This is a genomic window from Gammaproteobacteria bacterium (assembly GCA_036383255.1).
Classification (GTDB): domain Bacteria; phylum Pseudomonadota; class Gammaproteobacteria; order Natronospirales; family REEB76; genus DASUBN01.
The window spans coordinates 289,976-303,778 of sequence record DASVOS010000018.1 but is presented as its reverse complement, the minus strand read 5'-3'; the positions used below and the strand labels follow the sequence as shown (position 1 = coordinate 303,778).

The window sequence follows — 13,803 nt, the reverse complement described above, 5'->3', positions numbered from 1 at the left end:
TTTGCTGGTAAAATCCGCTTCCGACCCGCTCCTGACGGCCCATTGATGACCGACGAAGACCCGCAGCGTAGCGCCAGTCCCGGCCTGCGCGCCTGGTTCCAGCGCCTGGGACAAGCCCTCACGGGCGAGCCCCGCGACCGCGAAGAGCTGCTGGAACTCCTCAACGACGCCCGCGAACGCAACCTGTTCGACGCCGACGCCCAGACCATGCTGGAGGGCGTGCTGCAGGTGGCGGACATGCAGGTGCGCGACGTGATGATTCCGCGCGCCCAGATGGTGGCCCTGGAGAAGGACATGGACCTCAGCCAGGCGCTGGCGGTGCTGAGCGAGTCCGGCCACTCGCGCTTCCCGGTGGTGGGCGAGGACCGGGACCAGGTCACCGGCATCGTGCTGGCCAAGGACCTGCTCAACCACTTCGTCGAGGGCGACGACGCCCCGTTCAACATCCGCGAGTACCTGCGTCCGGCGCCGTTCGTGCCGGAGAGCATGCGCCTCAACATCCTGCTCAAGAAGTTCCGCGCCAGCCGCAACCACATGGCCATCGTGGCGGATGAGTACGGCGGCGTGGCCGGCCTCGTCACCATCGAGGACGTGCTGGAGCAGATCGTCGGTGACATCGACGACGAGTACGACGTGGACGACGAGCAGCGCATCCTCAAGCACACCGACACCCGCTATACCGTCAAGGCGGTGACGCCGGTGGAGGACTTCAACGAGTACTTCGGCACCACGCTCAGCGACGACGAGTTCGAGACCGTCGGTGGCCTCGTCACCCATGCCTTCGGCCACCTGCCGAAGCGCGGCGAGCGCATCGAGCTCGGCGGGTTCCGCTTCAAGGTGCTGCGCGCCGACAGCCGGCGCCTGCACCTCCTGGAAGCCTTGCGCAGGCCCCCGGCCGCCGAAAGCGAGGCGTGAGTCCGGTGGCCGCCATCCTGCACCGCATCTCCACGCGGGCGCTGGAGTGGCGTGCCGGAAGGGCAGGGGACGCCGCCGCCGCGTTGCTGGGCTTGCTCGCGGTGTTCGCTTTCGCTCCCTTCGGCTGCTATCCGCTCGCGGTGCTCGCGCTCGCAGGCCTGGCCTGGCTCATCGCGCCGCTGGGCTGGCGCCGCGCCGCCTGGCGCGGCTTCCTGTTCGGTGCCGGCGAGTTCCTATCCGGCGTGTACTGGCTCTACATCAGCCTGCACGGCATGGGCGGGGTGCCGCCCCTGGCCGCCGGGTTCATGCTGCTGGCGCTGGTGGCGATCATGGCGCTGTACTCCGCCGGCGCCTGCGCGCTCGCCGCGGCCTGGGCGCCTGCCGGCCCGCTGCGCCTGTGGCTGTTGTTGCCGGCGGCGTGGACCTTCCTGGAATGGCTGCGCGGCTGGTTCCTCTCGGGCTTCCCTTGGCTCACCCTGGGATACAGCCAGGTGGACTCGCCGCTGGCCGGCTATGCACCCTATCTCGGCGGCTTCGGCGTGAGCTTCGCGGTGGTGCTGAGCGCGGGGCTGCTGCTCACGGCCATCGGGGCGGGCAACTGGCGCCGCTCCGCACCGCCCGTCGCCGCATTGCTGGCGCTGTGGTCCGCCGGTTGGGGCCTGGGCCAGCTGCGCTGGACCCATCCCGCCGGGCCGCCCTTGAGCGTGAGCCTCATCCAGGGCGACGTGCCCCAGGACCAGAAGTGGGAGCCGGCGGCATTCATCCCTACCCTGAAGCTCTACCGCCACCTCACCGACGCGAACTGGGGCCGTGGCCTCATCGTCTGGCCGGAGGCGGCGGTACCGGCCTATCAGGACGAGGTGCAGTTCGACTTCCTGGACCCGCTGGAAGCCGACGCACGCGGGCACGGCACCGACATCCTGCTGGGCGTGCCGACCTACGACGGCGAGAACTATTACAACAGCGTAATCAGCCTGGGGCAGAGCGACGGCACCTATAACAAGCGCCACCTGGTGCCCTTCGGCGAGGACTTCGAGTTCCTGCCGCGCTGGGTGAAGTCGCTGTTGCGGGACATGGACCTGCCGTACTCGAGCTTCAGTCCCGGCGCCGCGCGGCAGAAGCTGCTGGTGGCGGCGGGCTACCCGGTCGGCACGTCCATCTGCTACGAGGACGCCTACGGCGATGAGATAATGCGGGCCCTCCCGGAGGCGGCCTTCCTCGTGAACGTGAGCAACGACGGCTGGTTCGGCGATTCCATCGCCCTGCCGCAGCACCTCGAGATCGCGCGCATGCGCGCCATCGAGACCGGCCGCTGGCTGCTGCGCGCCACCAACACCGGCATCACCGCCATCGTGGACGATGCGGGCCAGGTGCGCGCCGCTGCGCCCACCGGGCAGGTGTACGTGCTGCAGGGCGAGATCCAGCCCCTGGCCGGCGCCACGCCGGTGAGCCGCTGGGGCAATGGGCTTGCCGCCGGCCTCACGCTGCTCGCGTTGCTGGCCCTGGGCTGGCGCGCGCGCCGGAGGGCCGCCGCATGATGCGGGAGCTGCAGGGGCTCAAGGCTTCCGCCGCCGCCTGGACCGCGCGCGCGGCAGGCGAGGGCCGCGCCGACTGGGCGCAGCGCCTCGTGGTGGCGGCGGTGGTGCTGCTGTTCCCGGCCACCTGCCTGCTCCTGGACCGCAGCGACAGCGTCGGCCTGCTGCTGCTCACCGTGATCGGCCTCGGGGTGTGGGCGCGCAACCGCCTGCGTGCCGGCTGCTCGCGCCGCGAGTGGCTCTACCTCGCGTCCTTCGTGTTCTTCTTCCTGGTCTGCGTGCTGGCCTTCGAGCTCGGCCGCCAGACCGACTCCGGCTTCCACATGCTCGGGCGCTACCTGCGCCTCACATTGGTGCTGCCAGCCTACCTCGCGCTGCGCCGCTACCGGCCGCCGGGGCTCCTGGTGTGGGCGGGCCTCGGGCTGGGCGCGTTGGCGCTGGGCGTGGATGCGGTGTGGGAGCGCACTTCCGTCGTTGGCTTCCTGCGTCCGAATGGCGATGCGAATCTCGCCAATGTGTTCGGCGACCTCGCCACCGTCACCACCTTCGCCTTCGCCGCCGGCTACGTGCATATGGGCGCGCGCCTGCCGCGCCTCGGCTCGAAGCTGGCGATGCTGTGCGTGCTGGCGGGGCTGCTCGCCTGCTTCCTGTCCGGCACCCGCGGCGCCTGGCTGGCGCTGCCGGTGTTGCTGATGCTGTTCCTGGCCGGGCGTCACCTCCTGCATCCCCGCAGCGTGCTCATCGGAGCGGTGTCGGTGGCGGGACTCTTCGTCGCCTTGTATCTCGTGCCGCAGACCCGCGTCCGCGAGCGCCTCGAGAACGCGGTATCCCAGTTCCGGACCTACTCGCAGGTGCAGCAAGGCATGGAGTCCATGGGCGACCCGCCGGTGTGCATGGGTGAGCCGACGTTGCTGAGGGCCTGGGCCGGAAGCGCGCTGCCCCTGAGCCGGGAGACTGCGGGTTGGAAGGTGGCTTATGAGGACGGCATGCGGCGGCGCTGGTTGGTGAAACTGGGTTGCCAAGGCCGCTTCGGCGTGCTGCGGTTCGAGAATCCCGGCGACCACCGCATCCGGCTGAAGCTGCTGCGGGCCCAGGCGCCCGGGATCGGGCGCGTGCACACGCGCTGGCTCGTGTCCGGCAGCGCCATCCTCAAGTTCGGCCACGGCGGCGGCAGCGTCCACCCTGTGAAGCATGTACGTTCCTACCGGCCGGTGGACATGTTCGCGAACCATCAATATGGCGGCAGCATCACCGTCACCCTGCCTCCGCATGCCACCTTCAAGGTGGTGCCGGTGGAGACGACGTTCGGTGAATACCGCTACGCGGCCCTGAGCCATTCCTCCATCAGCGAGAGGCTCACCATGTGGGGTGAAGCCTGGCAGCTGTTCCGCGTGCACCCGGTGCTGGGTGTCGGCCTGGGAGGCTACATGGCGACGGTGCAGGAGCGGGTGGCGCAGGGCAAGGCGCCGCCGCTGGCCGCCGAGTACGACCACCCCCACAACGAGTACCTGGACGCATTGGCGGGCCGCGGCCTGATCGGGTTCCTGAGCTTGCTGGCGCTGCTGGGCGTGCCGGCGTGGCTGTTCATCCGGGGCCTGCGGAGTCCGGATCCGGAACGGGTGGGTGCGGCGCTCGCCGGCGTGCTGGTGACCGCGGGCTTCGCCCTGTTCGGCCTCACCGAGACGATATTCATCCATTCGGTGGCCATGGTCTGGTATGTCATCATGACCGCCGTATTCCTGGTGACGATGCGAGCGGAGGACGAAGCGCGGTGAGCGGGACGATGCAGGACACCTATCAACCGGCCGAGGTGGAAGCCTCGGCCCGCAAGCTGTGGGAGAGCCTGGGGGCGGACCGGGCCCGCGAGGACGCGCCCGGCGAGAAGTACTACTGCCTGTGCATGCTGCCGTATCCCTCCGGCCGCCTGCACATGGGCCACGTGCGCAACTACACCATCGGCGACCTCATTACGCGCTACCAGCGCATGAACGGACGCAACGTGCTGCAGCCCATGGGCTGGGATGCGTTCGGTCTGCCGGCCGAGAACGCCGCCATCAAGAACAGGGTGCCGCCCGCCAAGTGGACCTACGACAACATCGACTACATGCGCATGCAGCTGAAGTCCTTAGGGCTAGCCATCGATTGGGAGCGCGAGGTGGCCACCTGCCACCCCAGGTATTACAAGTGGAACCAGTGGCTGTTCCTGCGCATGCTGGAGAAAGGCATCGCCTACAAGACCACCGGCACCGTGAACTGGGACCCGGTGGACCAGACCGTGCTCGCCAACGAGCAGGTGATCGACGGGCGCGGCTGGCGCACCGGCGCGCTGGTGGAGAAGCGCGAGATCCCCATGTACTACCTCAAGATCACCGCCTACGCGGATGAGCTCCTGGAGGCGCTGCAGGAACTGCCGGGCTGGCCCGAGCGGGTCAAGACCATGCAGGAGAACTGGATCGGCAAGAGCGTGGGCGTGGAGATCGGTTTCCCGCATGCGAGCGGCGTGCTCAAGGTGTTCACCACCCGCGCCGACACCCTGATGGGCGCCACCTACGTGGCGGTGGCGGCGGAACATCCCTTGGCCCTCAAGGCCGCTGAATCCGACCCCAACGTGGCGGCCTTCATCGATGAATGCCGCAAGGGCGGCGTCACCGAAGCGGAGCTCGCCACCCAGGAAAAGAAGGGCGTGACCACCGCGCTCACGATGAAGCACCCGCTCACGGGCGCCGAGCTGCCGGTATGGGTCGCGAACTACGTGCTCATGGCCTACGGCGAGGGCGCGGTGATGGCGGTGCCGGCCCATGACGAGCGCGACCATGAGTTCGCGACCAAGTACGGCCTGCCCATCAAGACCGTGGTGCGGGCCAAGGAGGCGGCCGCAGGGGAGACGGCGGAGCCCTTCGTCACCAAGGACGGGGTACTCTGCAACTCCGGAAAATACGATGGCCTGGACTTCGAGGCGGGCGTGGAGGCGATCGCCGCCGACCTGGCCGCCAAGGGCTTGGGATCGAAGCGGGTACAGTACCGCCTGCGGGACTGGGGCATCTCGCGCCAGCGCTACTGGGGCTGCCCCATCCCGCTCATCCACTGCGAGGCCTGCGGCGACGTGCCTGTCCCCGACAAGGACCTGCCGGTAGTACTGCCGGAGGACTTGGCGCCGGATGGCAGCGGCAACCCGCTCAACAAGTACAAGCCCTTCGTGGAGTGCGCCTGCCCCAAGTGCGGCAAGCCGGCGCGCCGCGAGACCGACACCATGGACACCTTCGTGGACTCGTCCTGGTACTTCATGCGCTACGCCTGCCGCGACAACGACGCGGCCATGGTGGACGGGCGCGTGGATGAGTGGCTGCCGGTGGACCAGTACATCGGCGGCATCGAGCACGCGATCCTGCACCTCCTGTACTCGCGCTTCTGGACCAAGGTCATGCGCGACATGGGGCTGCTCAAGTTCGACGAGCCCTTCACGCGGCTCCTGACCCAGGGGATGGTGCTGAACCACATCTTCCTGCGCAAAGGCACCGCCGGCAGCCTCACCTATTACAGCCCGGACGAAGTGGAGTTCACCCACGATGCCGAGGGCCGCGTGACGGGTGCGGTGCTCAAGGCCGACGGCAAGCCGGTGCAGTACGACGGCATGGGCACCATGTCGAAGTCCAAGAACAACGGCGTGGACCCGCAAATGCTGGTGGAGAAATACGGTGCCGACACGGTGCGCCTATTCATGATGTTCGCGGCGCCGCCGGAGCTGACCCTGGAGTGGTCCGAGAGCGGCGTGGAGGGTGCCCAGCGCTTCTTGAAGCGCCTGTGGAAGGCCGCGTATGAGCACACGGCGGCGGGCAAGGCCCCGGCGCTGGACCCGGCGGCGCTGGACGAGGCGCAGCGAGCCCTGCGGCGCCAGCTGCACGAGACCCTCGCCAAGGTCGGCGACGACATAGGGCGGCGCTATACCTTCAATACCGCCATCGCCGCGGTGATGGAGCTGCTCAACGCCGTGACCCGCGCCGCGGGCACGGCAGCCCAGGACCGGGCGGTCCGCCAGGAATGCCTGGAGGGGATCGTGCTGATGCTGGCGCCCATCGTGCCGCATGCGGCCGAGAGCCTGTGGCAGGGACTGGGCGGCTCGGGCTCGGTCATGGCCCAGCGCTGGCCGGCGGCGGACCCGGCGGCCTTGAAGCGCTCCACCCTCGAGCTCGTGGTGCAGGTGAACGGCAAGCTGCGCGGCAAGATCCAGGTGGCGGTGGATGCTCCCCGCGAGGCCATCGAAAAGGCCGCCCTCGCGGAACCTTCCGTGCAGCCGTTCGTCCAAGGCAAGGACGTGAAGAAGATCGTGGTGGTGCCGGGTAAGCTCGTCAACGTGGTGGCGGCGTGAGAGCCGCGGCCGCACTGGTGGCCGGGATGTTGCTGCCGGCACTGCTGGCGGGCTGCGGCTTCCATCTGCGCCAGGCCCCTGACCTTCCGGTCTCGATGCAGCGCATCTACGTGGCGGTGCCGGGCGGCAACGGCGACCTGCTGCGGGAGCTGCGCCGGGGCCTCGAGTCTGACGACACGGAAGTGCTGGAGGACCCCACCGGGGCCACCACCATCCTCAGCATCGCCAGCGTGAGCCGCGACAGCCGGCCCCTCTCCCTCAACCGGCGTGGCGTGCCACTGGAGTACCAAGTGACCACGCGCGTGGAGTTCTCGATGGTGGTGGACGGAGTGACGGTGATCGAACCGCAGGTGGTGGTGATGAACCGCAACTATTCCTACCGTGTCTCCAATGCCATCAGCAACGAGGAGCAGGAGGCCGCGCTACGCCGCTCCATGGCCAAGGACATCGCCCAGTTCGTTATCTTCCGCGTAGTGGCGGCCGCCAAGAACCTGAAGGGCGCCTATGCCGCGCCTGCCGCCGTCACCACCCCGGCTCCGGCCACTCAGGCCGTGCCTGCTGCCGCCAGCGCACTGCCGCCGGTAGTGTAGTATTTTCGCCATGCTCCGCCTGACCGACCTTCGCCTGCACCGCGCCGCGCGCCGCCTCTGGCTCGTGCTCGGTCTGCTGTTCCTGGCGGTGCAGTCGGCATTGCCGGCGCACCAGGCGAGCCATCCCATCGGCCAGTCCGATCTTACCTGCCACTACTGCATGCTCGGAGGCCATTCGCCTGCCGTGTCCGGCACAGCGCTCCCGCAGCTGGCCCTGCCGGTGCGCGAAGCAGCGCCGTGTGCCGTCCTCATCAGCCCCGCCGCCCAGGGCCTCCTCCGCAACCAGACCAGCCGCGCACCTCCCGTCGTCCACGCCTGATCCCCCGGATCCACTTGGCATGGTCGCGTCCGCCTCAGGGCGGCGCGGCCGCGTAGACACGTACACGAGGAGCGTCTTCCATGGACAAGAGATATCTGGCCGCCGCCTTGGCTTGCGGCATCGCCGCATGCAGCGGCGCGGCCTTCGCAGCGCCCCAGAGCGGTAACGCCTTCAACCCCGGCGTGGCCCTGGTGCTGAACGGCACTTATGCCGCCTATCCTGACAGCGCCGGCCACCGGCAGATGCCGGGCTTCATGCTGGGCGAGGACGCGGGCCTGCCGCAGCAGGGCTTCGGCCTCGGTGAATCCGAACTGGACCTGTTCTCCAATATCGACGACCAGTTCACAGGCTTCGCCGCGCTCTCCTTCAGCGAGAGCCATGGCGAGGACCGCGCGGAAGTGGAGCTGGCCTACCTGCAGACCCTGGCGATGCCCTACGGCCTGCAGGTGACCGCCGGCAAGTTCTTCTCCGCCTTCGGCTACCAGAACGCGCGCCATGCCCACGCCTGGGACTTCGTGGACCAGCCGTTGGTGTACGAGGCCATGCTGGGCGGACAGTACAGCGACCCCGGCCTGCAGGTGACCTGGCTCGCGCCCACCGACACTTACCTCTTGGTCGGCGCCGAGGCCTTCAGCGGCGACCGCTTCCCGGCGGGCGGCGCAAGTCACGGCGGCAACGGCGCTCACTCCCTGTTCGTGAAGCTGAGCCGCGACGTGGGGGACAGCAGCACCTGGTTCGCGGGCTTGTCCTGGCTGACCGCCCGTGCCGCGGATCGGCCCTCCCTCGGCAGCCCCAGCGCCGAGTTCACTGACGCGAGCGAACCGGATGGACCGGTATTCTCCGGCCACAGTGACATCGTGGGCGCGGACTTCGTGTGGAAGTGGTCGCCCCACGGCAACTTCGCCCAGAAGAACCTGGTGCTGCAGGCCGAGTACCTTCACCGGCGCGAGTCCGGCAGCGTCGCGCCGTTGCCTTGTCCGGTGGCCACCGCCTGCAGCGGCGGCAGCCTGTATGCTGGCTCCGCGAGCGGCTGGTACGTGCAGGGCGTGTACCAGTGGATGCCGCGCTGGCGCTTCGGCCTGCGCTACGACCGCTTGAGCAGCGACAACGCCGTCACCGGCCTCTATCAGCCGGCACAGCTCCTCGGCAATGGCTTCGCGCCGCACCGGGAGAGCGCGATGCTGGATTTCTCCAACTCCGAGTTCAGCCGCATCCGCCTGCAGTTCAACCGCGACGCGTCGGGCCCCCGGGCCGCGAACGAGGTGATGCTGCAGTACATCGTGGCCATGGGCGCCCATCCGGCGCATACATTCTGATTCGGCGAGGATCGACCATGAAACTCTTCAAATACCTTTCTCTGGCATTGGCCTTGGCGACCTGCACACCGGCCTTCGCTGACATCAACGCCTTCGCCTGCGAGCCCCACTGGGCCTCGCTGCTGGCCGAAGTGGGCGGCGGCCACGTGAACGTGACCACCGCCAGCGGCGCCTTCAACGACCCGCACTTCATCCAGGCGCGCCCCAGCCTGATCTCCGCCGTGCGCAAGGCCGACCTCGTGGTCTGCAACGGCGCGGACCTGGAGGTGGGCTGGCTGCCGGTGCTGATGCAGCAGGGCGCCCGCGCCTCGGTGCAGCCGGGACAGCCCGGCTTCCTGGACGCCTCGCAGTCGGTGCAGATGCTGCAAGTCCCGGCGAGCGTGGACCGGGCCCAGGGCGACATCCATCCCTACGGCAACCCGCACTTCCAGACCGATCCGCGCAACATCGGCCTGGTGGCCGCGGAGCTCGCGAAGCACCTGGCGCAGCTCGACCCGTCCAACGCCGCCGACTACCAGAAGCGCTACGCCGATTTCAAGGCGCGCTGGGATGCGGCCGTCGCCAAGTGGCAGCAGCAGGCGGCGCCATTGAAGGGCATGAAGCTCATCGCCTACCACGACGGGTGGGTGTACATGCAGAACTGGCTCGGCATCGAGGCGGTGGGTTTCCTGGAGCCCAAGCCCGGCATCCCGCCCAGTCCCGGCCACCTGTCGGAGTTGCTCGGCAAGATCAAGAGCGAGGGCGTGAAGGGCATCATCTATACGCCCTATGAGGACGAGCAGGCGCCGGAGTGGCTGAGCGAGCGCGGCGGCATCCCGGTGGCACAGATCCCCGACACCGTGGGCGCCGACGACGACAAGGACCTGTTCCAGTTCTATGGCCTCATGGTGGATCGGCTGCTCAAGCTGCAGGGAGGCGGGAAGTGAACCTCGTCGATCTCTCCATCATCGGTCCCGCGCTGGTGGCGGGCCTCCTGGTGCTCGCCACCCACGTGCCCATGGGCCGCGAGGTGCTGAACAAGGGCATCATCTTCATCGATCTCGCCATCGCACAGGTGGCGGGCTTGGGCGTGATCGCTGCCGGCATGCTGCACTGGGGCGGCGAGAGCGGCTGGGGCGTGCAGTTCGCCGCCGGCGTATCGGCGCTGCTGGGCGCGCTCCTGCTCACCTGGACCGAGCGGCGTTTCCCGGAAGTGCAGGAGGCGCTCATCGGCGGCCTGTTCGCGCTGGCCGCCACCGGCAGCATCCTGCTGCTGTCCAACAACCCGGAAGGGGGAGAACACCTCAAGGACCTGCTGGTCGGTCAGATCCTGTGGGTGAGCTACAAGAGCCTCATCCCCGTGGCGCTGTTGTACGCCCTGATCCTGGGGGTATGGTTCGGCTTCGGCCAACGCCTCGGGCGCATCGGCTTCTACGTGTTGTTCGCCCTCGCCGTCACCGCCTCGGTGCAGCTGGTGGGCGTGTACCTGGTGTTCGCCAGTCTCATCATGCCGGCCCTGGGCGTGCGCGGCATGCGCTACAAGCCGGGGACCGCTGCGGCCTTCGTGCTCGGGGCAGTGGCCTATGCCGCGGGACTGGTGCTATCCACGCTCTACGACCTGCCGAGCGGGGCGCTCATCGTCTGGTGCCTGGCAGCCTGCGCTATCATCATGGCCATCCTGCGCAAGCTGACGGGTGCAACGCGTGAAGCTAGGGCCTGACAGACTCGCTTCCCAGCTCAAGGGCGGCCTGCCGCCGGTGGCGCTCATCGCCGGCGACGAGCCCCTGCAGCGGGAGGAGAGCGCCGATCTCATCCGCAAGGCGGCCCGCGAGCAGGGCTACACCGACCGCGAGGTGTTCGTGGCGGAGCGCGGCTTCGAATGGGAGGCGCTGCTCACCGCCGGCGCCAGCCTCTCTCTGTTCGCGTCGCGCCGCATCCTGGAGCTGCGCCTGCCCACCGCCAAGCCCGGCACCAAGGGCGCCGAGGTGCTGTCGGCCTACGCCAAGGACCCGGCGCCGGACACGCTGCTCCTGGTCATCGCGGAGGACAAGCTGGAGGGCAATCCGGTCTGGGCCCAGGCCCTGGAGCGCGCCGGGCTGTTCGTGCAAGTGTGGCCCGTCGCGCCGGCCGAGGTGCCGGCCTGGGTGCGCCAGCGCCTCAAGGCCAAGGGATTCGACGCCACGCCCGATGCGGTGACGCTCATCAGCGGCCGGGTGGAAGGTAATCTCCTGGCCGCCGCACAGGAGGTGGAGAAGCTCGCGCTGCTGCGCCAGCCCGGTGTGCTGGACGCCGAGGCCGTGGCGGAAGCGGTGGCGGACAGCGCGCGCTATGACGCATTCAAGCTGGTGGACGCGGCGCTCGCCGGCGACCTGCCGCGGACGGTGCGCGTGCTGGAAGGTCTGCAGGCGGAAGGCGAGGAGCCGGTGATGGTGCTGGGCGCGCTCTTGCGCCAGCTCAAGGAGCTGGCTTCCTTCGCCCTGGAGATCGAAGCGGGCGCCCCGATGCAGCGGGTCACGGCGGGTGTCTGGGAACGGCGCCGTCCCCTGGTCCAGGCGGCCCTGAAACGCCGCAAGGCCACGGGCTGGCAGCGGCTCCTCAAGAAGGCATCGCGGGCCGATGCGGTGCTCAAAGGGCGCGCCCGGGGCCGCCCCTGGGACGAACTGTTAGAATTATCCACAGGCATGGCAGGCGTCGGCCGCTGACCCCCTATATATAAGCCTGAGGAGCGCCACGCGCGCGGATGAGAAAGATCGGCATCTTCGGGGGCAGCTTCGACCCTATCCACTTAGGCCACCTGCGGCCCGCGCTCGAGATACTCGACGCGCTTTCCCTGGACAGCATGCTCTTCATCCCCAGCGGCCACCCTCCGCACCGGGGCGCGCCGCTGGCTTCGCCGCAGCACCGGCTCGCCATGCTGCGCGCCGCCCTCGACGAGGAGCCGCGTTTCCGGGTGGACGAGCGGGAACTCAAGCGTGCCTCGCCGTCCTACACCGTGGACACGCTCACGGAGCTGCGCAGGCAGCACCCCGCCGATGCGCTGGTGCTGGTGGTGGGCATGGACGCGTTCCTGGGATTTCCCGGCTGGCACCGCTGGCGGGAGATATTCGGCCTCGCACACGTGGCGGTGATGCACCGTCCGGGCTGGGCGTTGGAGACGGAAGGCGGGATCGCCGCGGTGCTGGAGGAGCGCCGGACCGATGTCCTGCAAGGCATCGCCGGTCAGGTGCTGCTGCAAGCGGTCACCCAGTTCGAGATCTCCTCCAGCCGGGTGCGGGAGCTCGCGGCCAAGGGCGGCGAGCTGCGCTGGCTGGTGCCGGACGCGGTGCGCGCCTACATACGAGATTCGAAATGCTATGCATGAGGAAGCCCGATGAAACCTGAACAGCTCAAGGACCTGGTGGTGGAAGCCCTGGAGGACATGAAGGGCGTCGACCTGCGCGTGCTGGACGTGCGCGGCATGACCGCCATCACCGACTTCATGGTCATCGTGAGCGGTACCTCGGACCGGCACGTGAAGTCGCTGGCGCGCAACGCCGTGGACAAGGTGCGCGAGCACGGCGTGAAGCCGCTGGGCATGGAGGGGGAGCAGGGCGGCGAGTGGGTGCTCGTGGACCTCGGTGACGTGCTGCTGCACGTGATGCGCCCGCAGGTGCGCGACTTCTACAACCTGGAGAAGCTCTGGCTGCCGGATCTCAACCAGGCCGCGGGCCGCTGAGCGCTTGCGCATCCACCTCATCGCCGCCGGCACCAAGATGCCGTCCTGGGTGGCGGAGGGTTATGCCGACTACGCCGGGCGCCTGCCGCCGGAGTGCAAGCTCGTCCTGAAGGAGATCCCGCTGGGCGCGGCCCGCAGCGGCGGCGATGCGCGCAAGGCCATGCAGGAGGAAGGCGAGCGCATGCTGGCGGCGCTGCCGGCGGGTGCCGGTGTCACGACCCTGGAGGTGAAGGGCAAGCCGCTGGATACGGAGGCCCTGGCGAAGCTGCTCAACGGCTGGCTGCAGGAGGGCCGTGATCAGGCATTGTTGGTGGGCGGTCCCGACGGACTCGCGCCGGAATGCATCGCCCGGGCCGGCTTCAAGTGGTCTCTTTCGCCCCTGACCCTGCCCCATGGCCTGGTGCGGGTGGTGGTGGCTGAGCAGCTCTATAGAGCCTGGTCCATCCTCAAGAACCACCCCTACCATCGCGCATGACCGCGCCCCAGTTCTACCTGGCCTCCGCCTCGCCACGCCGCCGGCAGCTCCTGGAGCAACTGGGGCTGCGTTTCGAGATGGCGGCGGCGGACGTGGACGAGACGCCCCACGCCGGCGAACCGGCGCGGGATTATGTCCTGCGGCTCGCCCGCCTCAAGGCGGAGACCGCGGCGAAGCGGATGGGGTACCCCACGCTGCCCGTACTGGCGGCGGACACGGCGGTGGTGCTGGACGGCGCCATCCTCGGCAAGCCCCGGGACCGGGATGACGCGCTTTCCATGCTGGCGCGCCTCTCGGCGCGCTCCCATCAAGTATTATCGGCTATAGCCCTCTGGCAGCCTGGCATGCTGACCGCCGTCGTGAACGAGAGTCAGGTACGGTTCCGGGCCGTGAGCCCTCAGGAGGCCCTGGCCTATTGGGACACCGGCGAGCCTAGGGACAAGGCCGGCGCCTATGGCATCCAGGGATTGGGCGGGCTCTTTGTCGAACACCTGGAAGGCAGCTACAGCGGCGTCATGGGTCTGCCGCTCTTCGAGACCGCCGCTCTGCTGCGCGAGGCGGGGGTGAGCGTGCTCTGAATAAGGGTTTAGGCA

At 68.8% G+C, this 13,803-nt stretch carries 14 protein-coding genes; all 14 read left to right on the top strand.

The features are described from left to right. Positions 1 to 45 precede the first annotated feature (45 nt). The 14 genes from VF651_12520 to VF651_12455 all read left to right on the top strand — a co-directional run bounded on the left by VF651_12520 (position 46) and on the right by VF651_12455 (position 13,788). Positions 46 to 915: a transporter associated domain-containing protein gene (locus VF651_12520; protein HEX7966527.1), complete on the top strand. Its 870-nt coding sequence runs from the start codon at positions 46 to 48 to the stop codon at positions 913 to 915. Beyond that, the gene (gene lnt / locus VF651_12515) at positions 912 to 2,453 is read left to right on the top strand and encodes an apolipoprotein N-acyltransferase (GenBank protein HEX7966526.1); all 1,542 of its coding nucleotides are present in this window, start codon (positions 912 to 914) and stop codon (positions 2,451 to 2,453) included. Before VF651_12520 ends, lnt begins: the two co-directional genes overlap by 4 nt. Continuing rightward, the gene (locus VF651_12510; protein ID HEX7966525.1) at positions 2,450 to 4,225 is read left to right on the top strand and encodes an O-antigen ligase family protein; all 1,776 of its coding nucleotides are present in this window, start codon (positions 2,450 to 2,452) and stop codon (positions 4,223 to 4,225) included. The genes lnt and VF651_12510 overlap by 4 nt, the downstream gene beginning before the upstream one ends. Before the next feature lie 8 nt (positions 4,226 to 4,233). Next, entirely contained in the window at positions 4,234 to 6,816 is a 2,583-nt protein-coding gene (leuS, locus tag VF651_12505; protein HEX7966524.1) for a leucine--tRNA ligase, read from the top strand. Further along, on the top strand, positions 6,813 to 7,406 hold the full coding sequence (lptE, locus tag VF651_12500; GenBank protein ID HEX7966523.1) for an LPS assembly lipoprotein LptE: 594 nt from the start codon (positions 6,813 to 6,815) through the stop codon (positions 7,404 to 7,406). Before leuS ends, lptE begins: the two co-directional genes overlap by 4 nt. Before the next feature lie 10 nt (positions 7,407 to 7,416). Continuing rightward, on the top strand, positions 7,417 to 7,725 hold the full coding sequence (locus tag VF651_12495) for a hypothetical protein (protein HEX7966522.1): 309 nt from the start codon (positions 7,417 to 7,419) through the stop codon (positions 7,723 to 7,725). Positions 7,726 to 7,805: 80 nt separating this feature from the next. After that, positions 7,806 to 9,041: a hypothetical protein gene (locus VF651_12490; protein HEX7966521.1), complete on the top strand. Its 1,236-nt coding sequence runs from the start codon at positions 7,806 to 7,808 to the stop codon at positions 9,039 to 9,041. A 17-nt stretch (positions 9,042 to 9,058) separates the two neighbouring features. Then, complete coding sequence (locus VF651_12485; GenBank protein ID HEX7966520.1) at positions 9,059 to 9,967, top strand: zinc ABC transporter substrate-binding protein; 909 nt, start codon at positions 9,059 to 9,061, stop codon at positions 9,965 to 9,967. Further along, a complete protein-coding gene (locus tag VF651_12480; protein ID HEX7966519.1) occupies positions 9,964 to 10,740 on the top strand; it encodes a metal ABC transporter permease in 777 nt (258 codons plus the stop codon). The genes VF651_12485 and VF651_12480 overlap by 4 nt, the downstream gene beginning before the upstream one ends. Then, positions 10,724 to 11,722: a DNA polymerase III subunit delta gene (holA, locus tag VF651_12475; GenBank protein ID HEX7966518.1), complete on the top strand. Its 999-nt coding sequence runs from the start codon at positions 10,724 to 10,726 to the stop codon at positions 11,720 to 11,722. Before VF651_12480 ends, holA begins: the two co-directional genes overlap by 17 nt. 38 nt (positions 11,723 to 11,760) lie before the next feature. After that, positions 11,761 to 12,381: a nicotinate-nucleotide adenylyltransferase gene (gene nadD / locus VF651_12470; GenBank protein HEX7966517.1), complete on the top strand. Its 621-nt coding sequence runs from the start codon at positions 11,761 to 11,763 to the stop codon at positions 12,379 to 12,381. 9 nt (positions 12,382 to 12,390) lie between these two features. Continuing rightward, positions 12,391 to 12,735 (top strand): ribosome silencing factor, encoded by a 345-nt coding sequence (gene rsfS, locus VF651_12465; protein ID HEX7966516.1) that lies wholly within the window; start codon positions 12,391 to 12,393, stop codon positions 12,733 to 12,735. A 4-nt stretch (positions 12,736 to 12,739) separates the two neighbouring features. Next, positions 12,740 to 13,210, top strand: a complete 471-nt coding sequence (rlmH, locus tag VF651_12460) for a 23S rRNA (pseudouridine(1915)-N(3))-methyltransferase RlmH (protein ID HEX7966515.1) — start codon at positions 12,740 to 12,742, stop codon at positions 13,208 to 13,210. Continuing rightward, positions 13,207 to 13,788: a Maf family protein gene (locus VF651_12455; protein ID HEX7966514.1), complete on the top strand. Its 582-nt coding sequence runs from the start codon at positions 13,207 to 13,209 to the stop codon at positions 13,786 to 13,788. Before rlmH ends, VF651_12455 begins: the two co-directional genes overlap by 4 nt. Positions 13,789 to 13,803 lie beyond the last annotated feature (15 nt).